General features: G+C 58.4%; 28 protein-coding genes and 2 pseudogenes. All 30 read left to right on the forward strand.

All coding sequences use genetic code 11. The annotated features are described in order from the left end of the window. The first annotated feature begins 106 nt into the window (after positions 1-106). The 30 genes and pseudogenes from recQ to rpsM all read left to right on the forward strand — a co-directional run bounded on the left by recQ (position 107) and on the right by rpsM (position 18,631). Complete coding sequence (recQ, locus tag B0G76_RS00165; RefSeq protein WP_120289163.1) at positions 107-1,954, forward strand: DNA helicase RecQ; 1,848 nt, start codon at positions 107-109, stop codon at positions 1,952-1,954. A 221-nt stretch (positions 1,955-2,175) separates the two neighbouring features. Next, positions 2,176-2,556 (forward strand): 30S ribosomal protein S12, encoded by a 381-nt coding sequence (gene rpsL, locus B0G76_RS00170; protein WP_006998493.1) that lies wholly within the window; start codon positions 2,176-2,178, stop codon positions 2,554-2,556. Positions 2,557-2,737: 181 nt separating this feature from the next. After that, positions 2,738-3,208 carry a 30S ribosomal protein S7 gene (rpsG, locus tag B0G76_RS00175; RefSeq protein ID WP_006053291.1) on the forward strand — a complete coding sequence of 157 codons (471 nt, stop codon included), beginning with the start codon at positions 2,738-2,740 and terminating at the stop codon, positions 3,206-3,208. Positions 3,209-3,342: 134 nt separating this feature from the next. Next, positions 3,343-5,445 (forward strand): elongation factor G, encoded by a 2,103-nt coding sequence (gene fusA / locus B0G76_RS00180; protein WP_120289165.1) that lies wholly within the window; start codon positions 3,343-3,345, stop codon positions 5,443-5,445. 47 nt (positions 5,446-5,492) lie between these two features. Then, a pseudogene (gene tuf / locus B0G76_RS00185) lies at positions 5,493-6,684 on the forward strand (elongation factor Tu). Positions 6,685-6,810: 126 nt separating this feature from the next. Further along, positions 6,811-7,122 (forward strand): 30S ribosomal protein S10, encoded by a 312-nt coding sequence (gene rpsJ / locus B0G76_RS00190; RefSeq protein WP_006998489.1) that lies wholly within the window; start codon positions 6,811-6,813, stop codon positions 7,120-7,122. A gap of 212 nt (positions 7,123-7,334) precedes the next feature. Then, a complete protein-coding gene (rplC, locus tag B0G76_RS00195; RefSeq protein WP_007180137.1) occupies positions 7,335-7,994 on the forward strand; it encodes a 50S ribosomal protein L3 in 660 nt (219 codons plus the stop codon). Continuing rightward, a complete protein-coding gene (rplD, locus tag B0G76_RS00200) occupies positions 7,994-8,614 on the forward strand; it encodes a 50S ribosomal protein L4 (protein WP_007180136.1) in 621 nt (206 codons plus the stop codon). The genes rplC and rplD overlap by 1 nt, the downstream gene beginning before the upstream one ends. Next, complete coding sequence (gene rplW, locus B0G76_RS00205; RefSeq protein ID WP_007180135.1) at positions 8,611-8,925, forward strand: 50S ribosomal protein L23; 315 nt, start codon at positions 8,611-8,613, stop codon at positions 8,923-8,925. The genes rplD and rplW overlap by 4 nt, the downstream gene beginning before the upstream one ends. 2 nt (positions 8,926-8,927) lie before the next feature. Next, positions 8,928-9,755 carry a 50S ribosomal protein L2 gene (gene rplB / locus B0G76_RS00210; protein ID WP_097390588.1) on the forward strand — a complete coding sequence of 276 codons (828 nt, stop codon included), beginning with the start codon at positions 8,928-8,930 and terminating at the stop codon, positions 9,753-9,755. Between the two features lie 10 nt (positions 9,756-9,765). Next, positions 9,766-10,041 carry a 30S ribosomal protein S19 gene (rpsS, locus tag B0G76_RS00215; protein WP_054036552.1) on the forward strand — a complete coding sequence of 92 codons (276 nt, stop codon included), beginning with the start codon at positions 9,766-9,768 and terminating at the stop codon, positions 10,039-10,041. A gap of 7 nt (positions 10,042-10,048) precedes the next feature. Continuing rightward, positions 10,049-10,381 carry a 50S ribosomal protein L22 gene (rplV, locus tag B0G76_RS00220; RefSeq protein WP_197070230.1) on the forward strand — a complete coding sequence of 111 codons (333 nt, stop codon included), beginning with the start codon at positions 10,049-10,051 and terminating at the stop codon, positions 10,379-10,381. Between the two features lie 11 nt (positions 10,382-10,392). Then, positions 10,393-11,200, forward strand: a pseudogene (gene rpsC, locus B0G76_RS00225) (30S ribosomal protein S3). Positions 11,201-11,202: 2 nt separating this feature from the next. After that, positions 11,203-11,619 carry a 50S ribosomal protein L16 gene (rplP, locus tag B0G76_RS00230; protein WP_042329259.1) on the forward strand — a complete coding sequence of 139 codons (417 nt, stop codon included), beginning with the start codon at positions 11,203-11,205 and terminating at the stop codon, positions 11,617-11,619. 10 nt (positions 11,620-11,629) lie between these two features. Continuing rightward, positions 11,630-11,824, forward strand: a complete 195-nt coding sequence (gene rpmC / locus B0G76_RS00235; RefSeq protein WP_035933103.1) for a 50S ribosomal protein L29 — start codon at positions 11,630-11,632, stop codon at positions 11,822-11,824. Beyond that, entirely contained in the window at positions 11,821-12,093 is a 273-nt protein-coding gene (rpsQ, locus tag B0G76_RS00240; RefSeq protein WP_007180129.1) for a 30S ribosomal protein S17, read from the forward strand. The genes rpmC and rpsQ overlap by 4 nt, the downstream gene beginning before the upstream one ends. Positions 12,094-12,383: 290 nt before the next feature. Then, complete coding sequence (gene rplN / locus B0G76_RS00245; protein WP_006052212.1) at positions 12,384-12,752, forward strand: 50S ribosomal protein L14; 369 nt, start codon at positions 12,384-12,386, stop codon at positions 12,750-12,752. 9 nt (positions 12,753-12,761) lie between these two features. Continuing rightward, a complete protein-coding gene (rplX, locus tag B0G76_RS00250; protein ID WP_115781222.1) occupies positions 12,762-13,070 on the forward strand; it encodes a 50S ribosomal protein L24 in 309 nt (102 codons plus the stop codon). 17 nt (positions 13,071-13,087) lie between these two features. Continuing rightward, positions 13,088-13,627, forward strand: a complete 540-nt coding sequence (rplE, locus tag B0G76_RS00255) for a 50S ribosomal protein L5 (protein ID WP_006052214.1) — start codon at positions 13,088-13,090, stop codon at positions 13,625-13,627. Between the two features lie 7 nt (positions 13,628-13,634). Continuing rightward, positions 13,635-13,940, forward strand: a complete 306-nt coding sequence (gene rpsN / locus B0G76_RS00260) for a 30S ribosomal protein S14 (RefSeq protein WP_120289167.1) — start codon at positions 13,635-13,637, stop codon at positions 13,938-13,940. A gap of 14 nt (positions 13,941-13,954) precedes the next feature. After that, positions 13,955-14,350 (forward strand): 30S ribosomal protein S8, encoded by a 396-nt coding sequence (gene rpsH, locus B0G76_RS00265; protein WP_006052216.1) that lies wholly within the window; start codon positions 13,955-13,957, stop codon positions 14,348-14,350. Between the two features lie 18 nt (positions 14,351-14,368). Continuing rightward, entirely contained in the window at positions 14,369-14,899 is a 531-nt protein-coding gene (gene rplF / locus B0G76_RS00270) for a 50S ribosomal protein L6 (protein ID WP_028199570.1), read from the forward strand. 12 nt (positions 14,900-14,911) lie between these two features. Then, entirely contained in the window at positions 14,912-15,277 is a 366-nt protein-coding gene (gene rplR, locus B0G76_RS00275) for a 50S ribosomal protein L18 (protein WP_012434568.1), read from the forward strand. A 14-nt stretch (positions 15,278-15,291) separates the two neighbouring features. After that, entirely contained in the window at positions 15,292-15,810 is a 519-nt protein-coding gene (gene rpsE / locus B0G76_RS00280) for a 30S ribosomal protein S5 (protein WP_006052219.1), read from the forward strand. Between the two features lie 10 nt (positions 15,811-15,820). Beyond that, positions 15,821-16,003 carry a 50S ribosomal protein L30 gene (rpmD, locus tag B0G76_RS00285; protein WP_007180126.1) on the forward strand — a complete coding sequence of 61 codons (183 nt, stop codon included), beginning with the start codon at positions 15,821-15,823 and terminating at the stop codon, positions 16,001-16,003. 29 nt (positions 16,004-16,032) lie between these two features. Beyond that, positions 16,033-16,467 (forward strand): 50S ribosomal protein L15, encoded by a 435-nt coding sequence (gene rplO, locus B0G76_RS00290; RefSeq protein ID WP_007180125.1) that lies wholly within the window; start codon positions 16,033-16,035, stop codon positions 16,465-16,467. Between the two features lie 46 nt (positions 16,468-16,513). Beyond that, positions 16,514-17,860, forward strand: a complete 1,347-nt coding sequence (gene secY, locus B0G76_RS00295; protein WP_028199573.1) for a preprotein translocase subunit SecY — start codon at positions 16,514-16,516, stop codon at positions 17,858-17,860. A gap of 8 nt (positions 17,861-17,868) precedes the next feature. Next, positions 17,869-18,087 carry a translation initiation factor IF-1 gene (infA, locus tag B0G76_RS00300; RefSeq protein WP_004521905.1) on the forward strand — a complete coding sequence of 73 codons (219 nt, stop codon included), beginning with the start codon at positions 17,869-17,871 and terminating at the stop codon, positions 18,085-18,087. 20 nt (positions 18,088-18,107) lie between these two features. Continuing rightward, the gene (gene rpmJ / locus B0G76_RS00305; protein ID WP_004199844.1) at positions 18,108-18,224 is read left to right on the forward strand and encodes a 50S ribosomal protein L36; all 117 of its coding nucleotides are present in this window, start codon (positions 18,108-18,110) and stop codon (positions 18,222-18,224) included. Positions 18,225-18,265: 41 nt separating this feature from the next. Beyond that, a complete protein-coding gene (gene rpsM / locus B0G76_RS00310) occupies positions 18,266-18,631 on the forward strand; it encodes a 30S ribosomal protein S13 (RefSeq protein ID WP_012434566.1) in 366 nt (121 codons plus the stop codon). Positions 18,632-18,652: the final 21 nt, after the last annotated feature.

Raw genomic sequence — 18,652 nt, forward strand, 5'->3', positions numbered from 1 at the left:
TGTGACTTCGTAGGCCGAACGGCTAACGTTGCATCAAAGCGCGGGCGCAGCACGAATGCGTTGGTAAAATTCGTGTCACCGGCATCAAGCTGCTTCTCTCCAATTCATGTCCCGTCCGCTCGAAATCCTCAACGAAGTTTTTGGCTACCCCGCATTCCGAGGACAGCAGGGCGAAATTGTCGAACACGTCGCCGGCGGTGGCGATTGTCTCGTGCTGATGCCAACGGGCGGCGGTAAATCGCTGTGCTATCAGATCCCGTCGCTGGTGCGGCGCGAAGCAGGCTGCGGAGCGGGGATCGTGGTGTCCCCGCTGATCGCGTTGATGCAGGACCAGGTTGCCGCACTCACGGAGGTCGGCGTGCGCGCCGCTTACCTGAACTCGACGCTGTCGAGCGCGGAGGCGATGGCCACCGAGCGCGCGTTGCGTGAAGGTGAAATCGATCTGCTGTATGTGGCGCCGGAACGCTTGATGACGCCTCGTTTCCAGGAGTTGCTCGAGCGCACGCGCATCGGATTGTTCGCCATCGACGAAGCGCACTGCGTGTCGCAATGGGGGCACGATTTCCGTCCTGAATATATTCAGCTGTCGGTGCTGCATGAGCGCTTTCCGAACGTGCCGCGCATTGCACTCACCGCGACCGCCGACGCGATTACGCGCGACGAAATCGTCCACCGTCTCGCGCTCGATGACGCGCGCATCTTTGTTTCCAGCTTCGATCGCCCGAACATCCGCTATCGCATCGTCGAAAAGGACAATGCGCGTACGCAATTGCTCGACTTCATTCGCGCCGAACACTCGAAACCGGATGGCACGACCGACGCCGGCGTTGTCTACTGCCTGTCGCGTCGCAAGGTCGAAGAAACGGCAGAGTGGCTGAAAGAGAAAGGGATGCGCGCGTTGCCTTACCACGCCGGCATGGAGTTCGAAATTCGCCAGAAGCATCAGGAGATGTTTCAGCGCGAGGAGGGCATCGTGATGTGCGCGACGATCGCCTTCGGCATGGGCATCGACAAGCCGGACGTGCGCTTCGTGGCGCATCTTGATTTGCCGAAGAGTGTCGAAGGTTACTACCAGGAAACCGGGCGCGCAGGCCGCGACGGCATGCCGGCGAACGCCTGGATGGCGTACGGTCTGGGCGACGTCGTACAGCAGCGCAAGATGATCGACGAGTCCGACGCCGACGATGCGCATAAGCGCGTGCAGACCGGCAAGCTCGACGCGTTACTCGGGCTGTGCGAAGCGGCGACCTGCCGCCGGGTGCGGCTGCTCGCGTATTTCGGCGAATCCAGCAAGCCGTGCGGCAACTGCGACAACTGCATCGAGCCGCCCGATACATGGGACGCGACGCGCGAAGCGCAGATGGCGCTGTCATGCGTGTTCCGCGCGCAGCGGGCGAGTGGATTTCACTTTGGCGCCGGGCACCTGATCGACATTCTGCGTGGCAACCGCAGCGAGAAGATCCTGCAACGCGGCCACGAAAAGCTCACCACCTTTGGGATCGGGGCGGCGTTCGGCGAGCCGGAGTGGCGCGCCATCTTTCGCCAGCTCGTCGCATTCGGCTATCTCACCGTCGACCACGAAGGTTTCGGCTCGCTCATGCTGACCGAGGCGGCCAAAGCAGTGTTGAAGAGTGAGCAGAACGTCACGATGCGCCGCTACGTGAAGCCAACGCGCACCCGCCAGTCATCCGGTCGCACCAGCGAGCGCGCCGACCCGACGATCGGCATGGGCCCGCGCGAGCGCGCCCGCTGGGAACGACTGCGCGCCTGGCGCACGGAGACGGCGAAAAGCGACGGCGTGCCGGCCTACGTTATTTTCCACGACGCCACGCTGGCCGAAATTGCCCGCAACGGCCCCGATTCCATCGAGGATTTGCGCGGCATTCCGGGCATGGGTGCCCGCAAACTCGACCGTTTTGGCGACGAGTTGCTGGAAGTCGTTGCTGCCGACTGAGTGTCGGTGAGCCTAGTTTGAGGTCGGCAGGCGTGCGAAACAATGCAACCTGTTGACTCGCTTAGCATTTTCGGAATATTATGCTAGGTTCCGGTTCTTGGAATGCCTGTGTGCGAAGTCAATTCGTGCGCCGACACCCTAGTTCGGAAGTTCGATGCGCAATCGTTTCTGCTTTGCCCGGAAACAGATGCGTCGATTTTGTTCAATTTCAGGAATAAACAATGCCAACCATCAATCAACTGGTTCGCAAAGGCCGCGCGTCGGAAACGACGAAGAGCAAGAGCCCGGCTTTGCAGGACTGCCCCCAGCGTCGCGGCGTGTGCACCCGTGTGTACACCACGACGCCTAAGAAGCCTAACTCGGCACTGCGTAAGGTTGCCAAGGTTCGTCTGACGAACGGCTTCGAAGTTATTTCGTACATCGGTGGTGAAGGCCACAACCTGCAGGAACACTCGGTCGTGCTGATTCGCGGCGGTCGTGTTAAGGACTTGCCGGGTGTGCGTTACCACATGGTTCGCGGCTCGCTGGATACCCAGGGCGTCAAGGATCGTAAGCAGGCTCGCTCGAAGTACGGTGCGAAGCGTGCCAAGGCCGGCAAGTAATTAGCCGGTCAGTGTAGTTTCAGGTCGCCTGCAAAGGCGGTAATAGCGGTGGTGCCGGAATCGCCGGTGCTGTCGAGTAAGTGGTCACCCGACCGGGCTGGTAAGTCGTTAGAGATGAATCGGGTTAGTTGGTGGCCGCGGGGCTAAAAACAGCTCCAACTGAAAAAGTAAAGGAAGAAACATGCCGCGTCGTCGCGAAGTCCCCAAGCGGGAAGTGTTGCCGGATCCGAAGTTCGGTAACGTAGATGTTGCAAAGTTCATGAACGTGCTGATGCTCTCCGGCAAGAAGTCGGTTGCTGAGCGTATCGTGTACGGCGCTTTCGAACAGATCCAGACCAAGGGTGGCAAGGACCCGCTGGAAGTGTTCACGGTAGCGCTCAACAACGTCAAGCCGGTGGTCGAAGTTAAGAGCCGCCGCGTTGGTGGTGCGAACTATCAGGTTCCGGTCGAAGTGCGTCCGTCGCGTCGTATGGCATTGGCGATGCGTTGGTTGCGTGAAGCCGCGAAGAAGCGCAGCGAGAAGTCGATGGCCCTGCGTCTGGCAGGTGAACTCTCCGAAGCGGCCGAAGGCCGTGGCGGCGCGATGAAGAAGCGCGACGAAGTTCACCGGATGGCAGAAGCCAACAAGGCGTTCTCGCACTTCCGTTTCTAAGCTTCCCGAACCCGGGTTTAGCAGAAAAAGCGGAAAGAAATTCCGGGCGGGTGCGCTTACAAAGCGCCTCGCCCGTTTGTGTTACAGCGTGATGGGTATTTTCTCGCATCGCGTCATCCCAATAGAGGATCAAAGTGGCTCGCAAGACACCTATCGAGCGCTACCGTAACATCGGTATTAGCGCTCACATCGACGCCGGCAAAACGACGACGACCGAGCGCATCCTGTTCTATACCGGCGTGAACCACAAGATTGGTGAAGTTCACGACGGCGCTGCCACCATGGACTGGATGGAGCAGGAGCAGGAACGCGGCATCACGATCACGTCCGCTGCTACCACGGCGTTCTGGAAAGGCATGGCCGGCGACCGCGCTGAGCACCGCATCAACATCATCGACACCCCGGGCCACGTCGACTTCACGATTGAAGTTGAGCGCTCGATGCGCGTGCTCGACGGTGCATGCATGGTCTACTGCGCAGTGGGCGGTGTGCAGCCGCAGTCGGAAACTGTGTGGCGTCAGGCTAACAAGTACAAGGTTCCCCGTCTCGCGTTCATCAACAAGATGGACCGTACCGGCGCGAACTTCTTCAAGGTCTACGACCAGCTCAAGCTGCGTCTGAAGGCAAACCCGGTTCCGGTCGTGGTGCCTATCGGCGCTGAAGAGACGTTCACGGGCGTGGTCGATCTGCTGAAGATGAAAGCGATCATTTGGGACGAGGCGTCCCAAGGCACGAAGTTCTCGTACGAAGAAATCCCGGCAGAACTCGTCGACACGTGCAACGAATGGCGCGAGAAGATGGTCGAAGCCGCGGCTGAGTCGAGCGAAGACATGATGAACAAGTACCTCGAGTCGGGCGAACTGACCGAGGCGGAAATCATCAAGGGTCTGCGCGACCGTACGATTGCGTGCGAAATCCAGCCGATGCTGTGCGGTACCGCGTTCAAGAACAAGGGCGTGCAACGGATGCTGGACGCCGTGCTCGACTTCCTGCCGTCGCCGATCGACATTCCGCCGGTTACGGGCGAACTCGAAAACGGTGAAAAGGCTGAGCGTCGCGCAGCTGACGACGAGAAGTTCTCGTCCCTCGCGTTCAAGATCATGACCGACCCGTTTGTCGGCCAGCTGATCTTCTTCCGTGTGTACTCCGGTACGACGAAGTCGGGCGACACGCTGCTGAACGCGACCAAGGACAAGAAGGAACGTCTCGGTCGTATTCTGCTGATGCACGCAAACCAGCGTGAAGAAATCAAGGAAGTGCACGCAGGCGACATCGCTGCTGCTGTTGGCCTGAAAGACGCAACGACGGGCGACACGCTGTGCGATCCGCTGCACCCGATCGTGCTCGAACGCATGATTTTCCCGGAGCCGGTGATTTCGCAGGCTGTTGAGCCGAAGACGAAGCCGGACCAGGAAAAGATGGGTCTGGCCCTGAACCGTCTGGCTCAGGAAGATCCGTCGTTCCGCGTTCAAACGGATGAAGAATCGGGTCAAACCATTATTTCGGGCATGGGCGAGCTCCACCTGGAAATTCTGGTTGACCGGATGAAGCGTGAATTCGGCGTCGAAGCAACGGTTGGCAAGCCGCAGGTGGCTTACCGCGAAACGATTCGCGGCAAGGCGGAAGACGTCGACGGCAAGTTCGTCAAGCAGTCGGGTGGTCGCGGCCAGTACGGTCACGCGGTCATTACGCTCGAGCCGAATGAGCAGGGCAAGGGCTACGAGTTCCTGGACGAAATCAAGGGCGGTGTGATTCCGCGTGAATACATCCCGGCAGTCGACAAGGGTATCCAGGAAACGCTGAAGGCTGGCGTGCTGGCAGGCTTCCCGGTCGTTGACGTGAAGGTTCACCTGACGTTCGGTTCGTACCACGACGTTGACTCGAACGAAAATGCGTTCCGCATGGCTGGTTCGATGGCGTTCAAGGAAGCAATGCGCAAGGCGCAGCCGGTCATCCTCGAACCGATGATGGCTGTGGAAGTCGAAACGCCTGAAGATTACATGGGCAACGTGATGGGCGACCTGTCGGGCCGTCGCGGTATCGTTCAGGGCATGGACGACATGGTTGGCGGCGGCAAGATCGTTCGCGCCGAAGTACCGCTGTCGGAAATGTTCGGCTACTCGACGTCGCTGCGTTCGCTGACCCAAGGTCGTGCAACGTACACGATGGAGTTCAAGCACTACTCCGAAGCACCGCGCAACGTGTCTGAAGCGATCATCAACGCGAAGTCGAAGTAAGTACGCGGCAAGTCATTCAACGATTAACTTTTTGAAAGAAGAGAAACATGGCTAAAGGTAAATTCGAACGGACCAAGCCGCACGTGAACGTCGGCACGATCGGTCACGTTGACCACGGCAAGACCACGCTGACGGCAGCGATCACGACGGTGCTGACCAAGAAGTTTGGCGGCGAAGCAAAGGCATACGACCAGATCGACGCGGCGCCGGAAGAAAAGGCACGTGGCATCACGATCAACACGGCGCACGTCGAGTACGAAACGGCTAACCGCCACTACGCACACGTCGACTGCCCGGGCCACGCTGACTATGTGAAGAACATGATCACGGGCGCAGCGCAGATGGACGGCGCGATCCTGGTGTGCTCGGCCGCCGACGGCCCGATGCCACAAACGCGTGAGCACATCCTGCTGGCGCGTCAGGTTGGCGTTCCGTACATCATCGTGTTTCCTGAACAAGTGCGACATGGTGGACGACGCTGAGCTGCTGGAGCTGGTCGAGATGGAAGTTCGCGAACTTCTGTCGAAGTACGACTTCCCGGGCGACGACACGCCGATCATCAAGGGTTCGGCCAAGCTGGCGCTGGAAGGCGACGCAGGCGAGCTGGGCGAAGTGGCGATCATGAACCTGGCCGACGCGCTGGATACGTACATCCCGACGCCGGAGCGCGCAGTTGACGGTGCGTTCCTGATGCCGGTGGAAGACGTGTTCTCGATCTCGGGTCGCGGCACGGTGGTGACGGGTCGCGTTGAGCGCGGCGTGGTGAAGGTCGGCGAAGAAATCGAAATCGTCGGTATCAAGCCGACGGTGAAGACGACGTGCACGGGCGTGGAAATGTTCCGCAAGCTGCTCGACCAGGGTCAGGCCGGCGACAACGTGGGTATCCTGCTGCGCGGCACGAAGCGTGAAGACGTGGAGCGTGGCCAGGTTCTGGCGAAGCCGGGTTCGATCAACCCGCACACGCACTTCACGGCTGAAGTGTACGTGCTGAGCAAGGACGAAGGCGGTCGCCACACGCCGTTCTTCAACAACTATCGTCCGCAGTTCTACTTCCGTACGACGGACGTGACGGGCTCGATCGAGTTGCCGAAGGACAAGGAAATGGTCATGCCGGGCGACAACGTGTCGATCACGGTGAAGCTGATCAACCCGATCGCGATGGAAGAAGGTCTGCGCTTCGCAATTCGCGAAGGCGGCCGTACGGTCGGCGCAGGTGTGGTTGCCAAGATTCTCGAGTAAAATCGAGGGCTGAAGTTGCAGTAAGTGGTGCCCGGAGCCGGGCGCCAGCCCACAGCGGGTGCCCGGCTCTACGTTCTTTTACTATCTGGCGGCGCAATACCGCCTCGCTCTTTCCAAGGAATTGTCATGCAGAACCAGAAAATCCGCATTCGCCTGAAGGCTTTCGACTATCGCCTGATCGATCAATCGGCAGCTGAAATCGTCGACACGGCAAAGCGGACTGGCGCAATCGTTCGTGGTCCGGTGCCCCTGCCGACCCGCATTCAACGTTTCGACATCCTGCGTTCGCCGCACGTTAACAAGACGTCGCGCGATCAGCTCGAAATCCGTACGCACCAGCGCCTGATGGACATCGTCGATCCGACGGACAAGACCGTCGACGCACTGATGAAGCTGGACCTGCCGGCTGGCGTGGACGTGGAAATCAAGCTCCAATAAGGCTTCAGAGCGTTGCCCAGTATGCTGGACAGCGCTAAGTCATTGATTGCTTGCGAAAAACGAAAGGCCTCGCTATAATAGTGGGCTTTTCGCGCATTTGCGCAAAAAAGTCGGTGTGCTGCAGCATGGCTTCACCCGAAGCGCATGCCTGAAACGGCACCGGCATTTTGTAAATTAGCCCCGACCAATCGCAGTCGGGAATGGAGAAAACGATGAGCCTTGGACTCGTAGGTCGCAAGGTTGGCATGACCCGTATCTTCACGGCAGAAGGGGATTCGATTCCCGTTACCGTGCTGGACGTGTCCGACAACCGCGTGACGCAGATCAAGACTGTTGAAACCGACGGCTACACCGCCGTGCAGGTTGCATTCGGTACGCGCCGTGCATCGCGTGTGACGAAGCCGTTGGCCGGTCATCTCGCCAAAGCCGGTGTTCAAGCCGGTGAAATCCTCAAAGAATTCCAGATCGATGCTGCCAAGGCTGCCGAGTTGTCGAACGGCACCGTGGTCGGTCCCGATCTGTTCGAAGTAGGCCAGAAGGTCGACGTGCAAGGCGTGTCGATCGGTAAGGGCTACGCCGGTACCATCAAGCGTTACAACTTCGCATCCGGCCGTGCATCGCACGGTAACTCGCGCTCGCACAACGTGCCGGGTTCGATCGGTATGGCGCAGGATCCGGGTCGTGTTTTCCCGGGTAAGCGCATGACCGGTCACATGGGTGACGATACGGTAACCGTGCAAAACCTCGAAATCGCTCGTATCGACGCTGACCGCAAGCTGTTGCTGGTCAAGGGCGCCGTTCCGGGTGCGAAGGGTGGCAAGGTATTCGTTACGCCGGCCGTGAAGACGCGTGCCGTGAAAGGAGCGAAATAATGGAACTTAAGCTCCTGAATGCCAATGGTCAGGAAGGTGCAGGCGTTAGCGCGTCGGACGTAGTGTTCGGCCGCGACTATAACGAAGCCCTGATTCACCAGGTTGTGGTGGCGTATCAAGCGAATGCCCGTAGCGGTAACCGCGCGCAGAAGGACCGTGAGCAAGTCAAGCACACGACCAAGAAGCCGTGGCGCCAGAAGGGTACGGGCCGCGCCCGTGCCGGTATGTCGTCGAGCCCGCTGTGGCGCGGCGGTGGCCGGATCTTCCCGAATTCGCCGGAAGAAAACTTTTCGCACAAGGTCAACAAGAAGATGCATCGCGCAGGTCTCTGCTCGATCTTCTCGCAGCTGGCCCGCGAAGGCCGCATCTCGGTGGTCGACGAGCTGACGCTCGAAGCGCCGAAGACGAAGCTGCTGGCCGAAAAATTCAAGGCGATGGGTCTCGATTCCGTGCTGGTGATTACCGACACGGTTGACGAAAACCTGTACCTCGCGTCACGCAACCTCGCCCACGTGGCGGTTGTCGAGCCGCGTTACGCCGACCCGCTGTCGCTGATCTACTTCAAGAAGATCCTGATCACGAAGGCTGCGGTCGCCCAGATCGAGGAGTTGCTGTCATGAGCGAGATTCGCAAGAACGATCATCGTTTGATGCAGGTCCTGCTCGCGCCGGTGATCTCCGAAAAGGCGACGCTGGTGGCCGACAAGAACGAGCAAGTTGTGTTCGAAGTCGCGCCCGATGCCACGAAGCAGGAAGTGAAAGCTGCAGTCGAGCTGCTGTTCAAGGTGGAAGTCAATTCCGTCAACGTGCTGGTCTCGAAGGGCAAAGCCAAGCGCTTTGGCCGCTTCATGGGTAAGCGCAAGGACGTGAAGAAGGCGTACGTCTGCCTGAAGCCCGGCCAGGAAATCAACTTTGAAGCGGAGGCCAAGTAATCATGGCAATCGTTAAAGTTAAGCCGACTTCGCCGGGTCGCCGTGCGATGGTCAAGGTGGTCAACAAGGATCTGCATAAGGGCAAGCCGTTCGCACCGCTGCTCGATTCGCAATCCACGACCGCCGGCCGTAACAACAACGGCCACATCACCACGCGCCATAAGGGTGGTGGTCATAAGCATCACTATCGCGTCGTCGATTTCCGTCGCAACAAGGACGGCATTCCGGCGAAGGTCGAACGTCTTGAGTACGATCCGAACCGTAGCGCGAACATCGCGCTGGTTCTGTACGCAGACGGCGAGCGCAAGTACATCATCGCTCCGAAGGGTGTGACAGTTGGCCAGCAACTGATGTCGGGTTCGGAAGCTCCGATCCGCGCAGGTAATGCGCTGCCGATCCGCAACATTCCGGTCGGTACGACGATTCACTGCATCGAAATGCTGCCGGGCAAGGGCGCGCAAATGGCGCGTTCGGCTGGCACGTCGGCGATGTTGCTGGCTCGTGAAGGCATCTACGCACAGGTCCGCCTGCGCTCAGGTGAAATCCGCCGCGTTCACGTTGAATGCCGCGCGACGATTGGTGAAGTTGGCAACGAAGAGCACAGCCTCCGTCAAATCGGTAAGGCTGGCGCGAACCGCTGGCGCGGTATCCGCCCGACGGTGCGTGGCGTTGCAATGAACCCGGTCGATCACCCGCACGGTGGTGGTGAAGGCAAGACGGCTGCAGGTCGCGATCCGGTGAGCCCGTGGGGCACGCCTGCTAAGGGTTATCGCACCCGCAGCAACAAGCGCACGACGAGCATGATCGTCCAGCGCCGTCACAAGCGTTAAGGAGTAGGCAATGGCACGTTCTGTAAAAAAAGGTCCGTTCTGCGACGCCCATTTGCTGAAGAAAGTTGAGTCGGCAGCCGCTGCGCGTGACAAGAAGCCGATCAAAACCTGGTCGCGTCGTTCGACGATTCTGCCGGATTTCATCGGTCTGACGATTGCCGTGCATAACGGCCGTCAACACGTCCCGGTGTACATCTCGGAAAACATGGTCGGCCACAAGCTTGGCGAGTTTGCATTGACCCGGACGTTCAAGGGTCACGCAGCCGACAAGAAGGCTAAGAAATAAGGGGCTCATGATGGAAGTGAAAGCAATTCATCGCGGTGCCCGCATCTCGGCGCAGAAAACGCGCCTTGTGGCTGACCAGATCCGCGGTTTGCCGGTCGACAAGGCGCTGAACGTTCTGACGTTCTCGCCGAAGAAGGCTGCGGGAATCGTGAAAAAGGTCGTGCTGTCGGCGATCGCGAATGCGGAGCATAACGAAGGCGCCGATATCGACGAGCTCAAAGTAACGAGCATCATGGTCGACAAGGCTGCATCGCTCAAGCGTTTTACCGCGCGCGCTAAAGGCCGTGGTAACCGCATCGAGAAGCAATCCTGTCACATCACTGTGACGGTCGGGAATTAAGGGGTCATACGATGGGACAGAAAATTCATCCGACTGGCTTCCGTTTGGCCGTCAGCCGCAATTGGGCGTCGCGTTGGTACGCGAACAACAACAATTTCGCGGCGATGTTGCAGGAAGACATCGGTGTTCGTGAATACCTGAAGAAGAAGCTGAAAAACGCTTCGGTTGGTCGCGTCGTTATCGAGCGTCCGGCGAAAAACGCGCGCATCACGATTTATAGCTCGCGTCCGGGTGTCGTCATCGGTAAGAAGGGCGAGGATATCGAGCTGCTGAAGTCGGAACTGCAACGCCGCATGGGCGTTCCGGTCCACGTCAACATCGAAGAAATCCGCAAGCCGGAAACCGATGCGCAACTGATCGCGGATTCGATCACGCAACAACTCGAGCGCCGGATTATGTTCCGCCGCGCGATGAAGCGTGCGATGCAAAACGCAATGCGTCTGGGTGCCCAAGGCATCAAGATCATGAGCGCTGGCCGCCTGAACGGTATCGAAATCGCTCGTACGGAATGGTATCGCGAAGGTCGCGTACCCCCTTCATACGCTGCGTGCTGATATCGACTACGCAACTTCGGAAGCGAAGACGACGTACGGCATCATCGGTGTGAAGGTGTGGGTCTACAAGGGCGATACGCTCGGCCGCAACGACGCACCGGTGGTTGAAGAAGTCGCCGAAGAAAAGCGTCCGCGCCGCAACGCACGTCCGGGTGGCGATCGCCGTCCGCGTCGCGATGGTGAAGGTGGTGGCCCGGCAGGTGCACGCCGTGGCGCTCCCCGTCGTGCTGGCGGTGCCGGCGACGGCGGGAAGACTGGAGAATAACGATGCTGCAACCGAAACGCAGAAAGTATCGCAAAGAGCAGAAGGGTCGTAACACCGGTATCGCTACCCGCGGCAACGCGGTGTCGTTCGGTGAGTTCGGCTTGAAGGCTGTCGGTCGCGGTCGCTTGACCGCGCGCCAGATTGAAGCGGCACGTCGTGCAATGACGCGTCACATCAAGCGTGGTGGCCGCATCTGGATCCGCATCTTCCCGGACAAGCCGATCTCGCATAAGCCGGCTGAAGTACGTATGGGTAACGGTAAAGGTAACCCTGAGTACTACGTCGCGGAGATTCAACCGGGCAAGATGCTGTACGAAATGGACGGCGTAACCGAAGAGCTGGCACGCGAAGCGTTCCGTCTGGCTGCAGCTAAGCTGCCGCTCAAGACGACGTTTATCGTGCGTCAGCTCGGCGCCTAAGGAGTAAATGATGAAGGCTTCCGAACTTCACCAGAAAGATCAGGCCGCGCTCAACAAGGAGCTGACGGACCTGTTGAAGGCGCAATTCGGCCTGCGCATGCAGCTCGCGACCCAGCAGCTCACGAATACGAGCCAGCTGAAGAAGGTTCGTCGCGACATCGCTCGTGTGCGGACCGTCCTGACTGAGAAGGCGAACCAGAAATGAACGATAGCGTAAAAACCTCGCTCAAGCGGACGCTGGTCGGCAAGGTCGTCAGCAACAAGATGGACAAGACGGTCACCGTGCTGGTTGAGCACCGCGTGAAGCACCCGATCTACGGCAAGTACGTTGTGCGTTCGAAGAAGTACCACGCGCACGACGATGCGAACACGTACAACGAGGGTGACCTCGTTGAAATCCAGGAAACGCGTCCGATTTCGAAGACGAAAGCTTGGGTTGTGGCTCGCCTGGTCGAGGCTGCTCGCGTCATCTGACGCCGCAAAGTTGTAGAAGTAGTTGAAATCGCAGTAAGTTTCGCTTGCAAGACCGAGATTATCAGTTATAATCTCGGTCTTCCCTCTTTTATGGGAGCCCCGTCGCGGGCGAAGTTGGTGGGGGAAGCGGTTCAGGCGCCAGTCTGTTCCGAAGGATTCACCGGATTGCGATGGCGGGTTTCGTTTGCCGTCGCTGCTGTTCATACCCAAGCAGCCGATTGGCTGACGGGACCAAGACTGACCGGGTACGCCATGGTGGTGTGACCGGATTAAGTTGGGATAGATAAACCATGATCCAGACCGAAACTCGGCTTGAAGTGGCCGACAACACCGGTGCGCGTGAAGTCATGTGCATCAAGGTTCTCGGCGGCTCGAAGCGTCGTTATGCCAGCATTGGCGACATCATCAAGGTGACCGTCAAAGAAGCAACGCCGCGCGGGCGCGTGAAGAAAGGCGAAATTTACAACGCCGTGGTGGTTCGCACCGCCAAGGGCGTGCGCCGTCAGGACGGCTCGCTGATCAAGTTCGATGGCAATGCTGCAGTGCTGTTGAATGCCAAGCTCGAACCTATTGGCACCCGTATTTTCGGGCCTGTTACGCGCGAGTTGCGCAGCGAACGATTCATGAAGATCGTTTCGTTGGCACCTGAAGTGCTGTAAGGAGTCGCGATGAACAAGATTCGCAAAGGTGACGAAGTTATCGTCATCACCGGCAAAGATAAAGGCAAGCGCGGCGTCGTGCTGTCCGTTGGCGAAGGCAAAGTCATTGTCGAGGGTATCAACCTCGTCAAGAAGCACGTCAAGCCGAACCCGATGAAGGGTACGACGGGTGGCGTGGAAGCCAAGACGATGCCGCTGCAAATTTCGAACGTCGCATTGGTCGACGCGAATGGCAAGGCGTCGCGTGTAGGCATCAAGGTCGAAGGAGACAAGAAGGTCCGTTTCCTTAAGACGACCGGTGCTGTGCTGAGCGCCTGACGCTGCGGAGTAAAAAAATGGCTCGTTTGCAAGAGTTTTACAAAGAGAAGGTTGTACCCGGCCTCATCGAGAAGTTCGGTTACAAGTCCGTGATGGAAGTGCCGCGCATCACCAAGATCACCCTGAACATGGGTCTTGGCGAAGCGGTTGCTGACAAGAAGATCATCGAAAACGCCGTTGGCGACCTGACGAAGATCGCAGGCCAGAAGCCGGTGATCACGAAGGCACGCAAGGCAATCGCTGGCTTCAAGATCCGTCAGGGCTATCCGATCGGTGCAATGGTCACGTTGCGTGGTCAGGCAATGTACGAATTTCTGGACCGTTTCGTGACGGTTGCGCTCCCCCGTGTGCGTGACTTCCGTGGCGTGTCGGGTCGTGCATTCGATGGTCGCGGCAACTACAACATCGGTGTGAAAGAGCAGATCATTTTCCCCGAAATCGACTACGACAAGATCGACGCACTGCGTGGGCTGAACATCAGCATCACGACAACTGCGAAGACCGACGACGAAGCAAAGGCTCTGCTCGCCAGCTTCAAGTTCCCGTTCAGAAACTGAGGTTACCGTGGCTAAACTGGCACTGATCGAACGTGAAAAGAAGCGTGCTCGCCTGGCCGCTAAGTACGCTCCCAAGCGTGCTGAGCTGAAAGCGATCATTGGCGATATGAGCAAGTCGGACGAAGAGCATTACGTAGCACGTCTTGAACTGCAACAACTGCCGCGCAACTCTAACCCGACCCGTAAGCGCAATCGTTGCGCAATTACCGGTCGCCCGCGTGGCACGTTCCGTAAATTCGGGCTGGCGCGTAACAAGATTCGCGAAATCGCGTTCCGCGGCGAGATCCCTGGCCTGACCAAGGCGAGCTGGTAATAGGAGAAACGTAAATGAGCATGAGTGATCCTATCGCCGATATGCTGACTCGCATCCGCAATGCGCAGATGGTTGAGAAAGTTTCGGTGACAATGCCCTCGTCGAAAGTCAAGGTTGCGATTGCGCAGGTCCTGAAGGACGAAGGCTATATCGATGATTTCGCAGTGAAGTCCGAAGGTGCGAAGTCTGAATTGAACATCGTGTTGAAGTACTACGCTGGCCGTCCGGTGATCGAGCGCATTGAACGCGTTTCGAAGCCTGGTCTGCGTGTGTACCGCGGCCGTAACGACATCCCCGTGGTCATGAATGGCCTCGGCGTGGCAATCGTGTCGACGCCTAAGGGCGTGATGACGGACCGTAAAGCACGTGCAACGGGCGTTGGCGGCGAAGTCATCTGCTACGTCGCTTAAGGCCGAAAGGAGAGAAACATGTCTCGAGTAGGTAAAAGCCCGATCGCGCTGCAAGGCGCAGAAGTGGCCCTTAGCGACGAACGCATTACCGTCAAGGGCCCGCTGGGTACGATTTCGCAGGCTGCAAACAGCCTCGTGAAGGTGGTGAACGACAACGGCACGCTGAAGTTCGAGCCGGTGGACGAAAGCCGCGAAGCGAATGCGATGTCGGGCACGATGCGCGCACTGGTTGCGAACATGGTGAACGGCGTGACGAAGGGTTTCGAGCGCAAGCTGACGCTGGTTGGCGTCGGTTACCGCGCACAGGCGCAAGGCGACAAGCTGAACCTGTCGCTGGGTTTCTCGCACCCCGTGGTGCACCAGATGCCGGAAGGCGTCAAGGCTGAAACCCCGACGCAAACCGAAATCGTGATCAAGGGGATCAATAAGCAACAAGTTGGCCAGGTCGCTGCAGAAGTGCGCGGCTATCGCCCGCCGGAGCCCTACAAGGGCAAGGGTGTGCGTTACGCCAACGAGGTTGTGATCCTCAAAGAAACGAAGAAGAAGTAAGGGTGCGCAATCATGGATAAGACTCAATCTCGCCTGCGCCGCGCTCGTCAGACGCGTATCAAGATCGCTGAGCTGCAGGTCGCGCGTCTCGCCGTGCATCGCACGAACACGCACATCTATGCGCAAGTGTTCTCGCCGTGCGGCACCAAGGTGCTCGCCAGCGCGTCGACGCTCGAAGCCGAAGTGCGTGCGCAACTGGCTGATCAGACCGGCAAGGGCGGCAACGTCAATGCTGCGACCCTGATCGGTAAGCGCATTGCAGAAAAGGCTAAGGCTGCCGGCATCGAATCCGTCGCCTTCGACCGTTCGGGTTTCCGTTACCACGGCCGCGTGAAAGCGCTGGCTGATGCGGCGCGCGAAGCCGGACTCAAGTTCTAAGGGAAGAATTCGTCATGGCAAAGATGCAAGCGAAAGTTCAGGCTGACGAACGCGACGACGGCCTTCGTGAAAAAATGATTTCGGTCAACCGCGTGACCAAGGTTGTGAAGGGTGGCCGGATTCTCGGCTTCGCCGCACTGACCGTGGTTGGCGACGGTGATGGCCGCGTCGGTATGGGCAAGGGCAAGGCGAAGGAAGTGCCGGTCGCTGTTCAGAAGGCGATGGAACAGGCTCGCCGCAACATGTTCAAGGTGCCGCTTAAGAACGGTACCCTGCAACACGAAGTGCACGGTAAGCATGGCGCATCCATGGTCCTCCTCGCTCCGGCGAAGGACGGTACCGGTGTGATCGCTGGCGGTCCGATGCGCGCAGTGTTCGACGTGATGGGCGTGCAGAACGTTGTGGCCAAGAGCCACGGTTCGACGAACCCGTACAACCTCGTTCGTGCAACGCTCGACGGTCTGCGCAAGCAGTCCACGCCGGGTGATATCGCGGCGAAGCGCGGCAAGTCCGTCGAAGATATTCTGGGCTAAGGTGGACACCATGTCTGATAAAACTGTCAAGGTCCAGCTCGTCAAGAGCCTGATCGGCACCCGTGAAACGCACCGTGCAACGGTGCGTGGCTTGGGCCTGCGCCGACTCAACTCGGTTAGCGAGTTGCAGGACACGCCGGCTGTGCGCGGCATGATCAACAAGGTTTCGTACCTCGTTAAGGTCATCAGCTAAGCGGCTGACCAGGACTCAAGGAGTTGATAATGGAATTGAATAACCTGAAGCCGGCTGAAGGCTCGAAGCACGCTAAGCGTCGCGTCGGTCGTGGCATCGGCTCCGGTCTGGGCAAGACGGCTGGCCGCGGTCACAAGGGTCAGAAGTCGCGTTCGGGCGGCTTTCACAAGGTTGGCTTCGAAGGCGGTCAAATGCCGCTGCAACGTCGCCTGCCGAAGCGAGGCTTCACCTCGCTGACGAAGGAATTCGTCGGTGAAGTGCGCCTCTCCGATCTGGAAAAGCTGCCGGTCGACGAAATCGATCTGTTGGCTCTGAAGCAAGCCGGCCTGGTCGGCGAGCTGATCAAGAGCGCCAAGATCATCGCGACGGGCGAGCTGAAGCGCAAGGTCGTTGTGAAGGGTCTGGGTGCGACGAAGGGTGCGCGCGCTGCGATTGAAGCAGCCGGCGGCTCTTTTGCCGAGTAACGCGCAAGTTATTTGCCGTCACTAGCATTTGCATCGGAGAAGGTACTTGGCTAACAGTCCGAGTCTCGCAAAACCCGGTCGCAGCGCGGCGAAGTTTGGCGATCTGCGTCGGCGTGCAGTGTTCCTGCTGCTGGCGTTGATCGTCTATCGTATCGGCGCGCACATTCCGGTGCCGGGTATTGACCCGGACCAGCTGGCAAAGTTGTTCCAAAGCCAGTCGGGCGGCATCCTTGGCATGTTCAACATGTTTTCGGGTGGCGCACTTTCGCGGTTCACGATTTTTGCGCTGGGGATCATGCCGTACATTTCGGCGTCGATCATCATGCAGTTGCTGGCGATTGTCTCGCCGCAGCTGGAAGCGCTGAAAAAGGAAGGGCAGGCGGGTCAACGGAAGATTACGCAGTACACGCGTGTCTTTACGGTCCTGCTGGCGACATTCCAGGCGTTCGGCATCGCCGTCGCACTGGAAAATCAGCCAGGCCTCGTGATCGATCCGGGGATGGTGTTTCGGTTGACGACGGTCGTGACGCTGGTGACCGGCACGATGTTCCTGATGTGGCTGGGTGAGCAGATCACGGAACGTGGGCTTGGTAACGGTATCTCGATCATCATTTTCGGCGGTATTGCGGCCGGCTTCCCGAACGCAATTGGTGGTCTTTTCGAACTGGTGCGAACCGGCTCGATGAGCATCATCTCGGCGATTATCGTGGTCGCGCTGATTGCTGCTGTGACGTATCTGGTTGTGTTCATCGAACGTGGCCAGCGCAAGATTCTTGTGAACTACGCCAAGCGGCAAGTCGGTAACAAGATTTACGGCGGACAGTCTTCGCATCTGCCGCTGAAGTTGAATATGTCGGGTGTGATTCCGCCGATCTTTGCATCGTCGATCATTCTCTTCCCGGCAACCATCCTGAACTGGTTTAGTTCGGGGTCGCGTACCAGCTGGTTCGCAGACACGTTGCACAACGTGGCCGAAGCCCTCAAGCCCGGTCAACCCGTGTACGTGTTGCTGTACGCGTTGGCGATCGTCTTCTTCTGCTTCTTCTACACCGCACTGGTGTTCAACAGCAGGGAAACGGCCGACAACCTGAAAAAGAGTGGCGCTTTCGTCCCAGGCATCCGCCCGGGCGATCAAACTGCGCGATATATCGACCGTATCCTGACGCGTCTGACGCTGGCTGGTGCGATCTACATCGTGTTTGTTTGTCTGCTGCCTGAATTTTTGGTACTGCGCTGGAACGTGCCGTTTTATTTTGGTGGAACGTCGCTGCTGATCATTGTCGTCGTCACAATGGATTTCATGGCGCAGGTGCAGTCGTACGTTATGTCGCAACAGTATGAATCGCTGCTGAAGAAAGCTAATTTCAAAGGCGGCGGCGTCCCGATGCGTTGAAAGGACTTATGGCCAAAGACGATGTTATCCAGATGCAGGGTGAAGTCATCGAAAACCTGCCTAACGCTACCTTTAGGGTGAAGCTGGAAAACGGCCATGTCGTATTGGGACACATATCCGGCAAGATGCGGATGCACTACATCCGAATCTTGCCGGGCGACAAGGTAACGGTTGAATTGACGCCTTACGATCTGTCGCGTGCGCGGATCGTGTTCCGGGCGAAGTGATTTGAAAAAAGGGTAATATCATGAAAGTGATGGCATCGGTTAAGCGCATTTGCCGCAATTGCAAGATCATCAAGCGCAAAGGCGTTGTGCGCGTGATTTGCAGCTCTGATCCGCGCCACAAACAGCGTCAAGGCTGAACGCCGCGCTTTTTGCTGCGCTTTTTGTTTGAGGAAAAACAATGGCTCGTATCGCAGGGGTTAACATCCCGAATCACCAGCATACCGAAATCGGCCTGACGGCTATTTACGGTGTCGGCCGCACGCGCTCGCGCGACATTTGCGTCGCTGCTGGTGTGGCATTTTCGAAGAAGGTCAAGGACCTGAACGACGCAGACCTCGAAAAGCTGCGTGAAGAAGTCGGCAAGTTCATCGTTGAAGGCGATCTGCGCCGTGAAACGACGATGAACATTAAGCGCCTGATGGATCTCGGCTGCTACCGTGGCGTGCGTCATCGCAAGGGCTTGCCCCTGCGTGGCCAACGCACGCGTACGAATGCCCGTACGCGCAAGGGTCCGCGTCGTGCAGCGCAATCGCTGAAGAAGTAAGCGGAATTGACAGTTACAGGA

It is taken from the genome of Paraburkholderia sp. BL23I1N1, from assembly GCF_003610295.1.
In the GTDB taxonomy this organism is placed as follows: domain Bacteria; phylum Pseudomonadota; class Gammaproteobacteria; order Burkholderiales; family Burkholderiaceae; genus Paraburkholderia.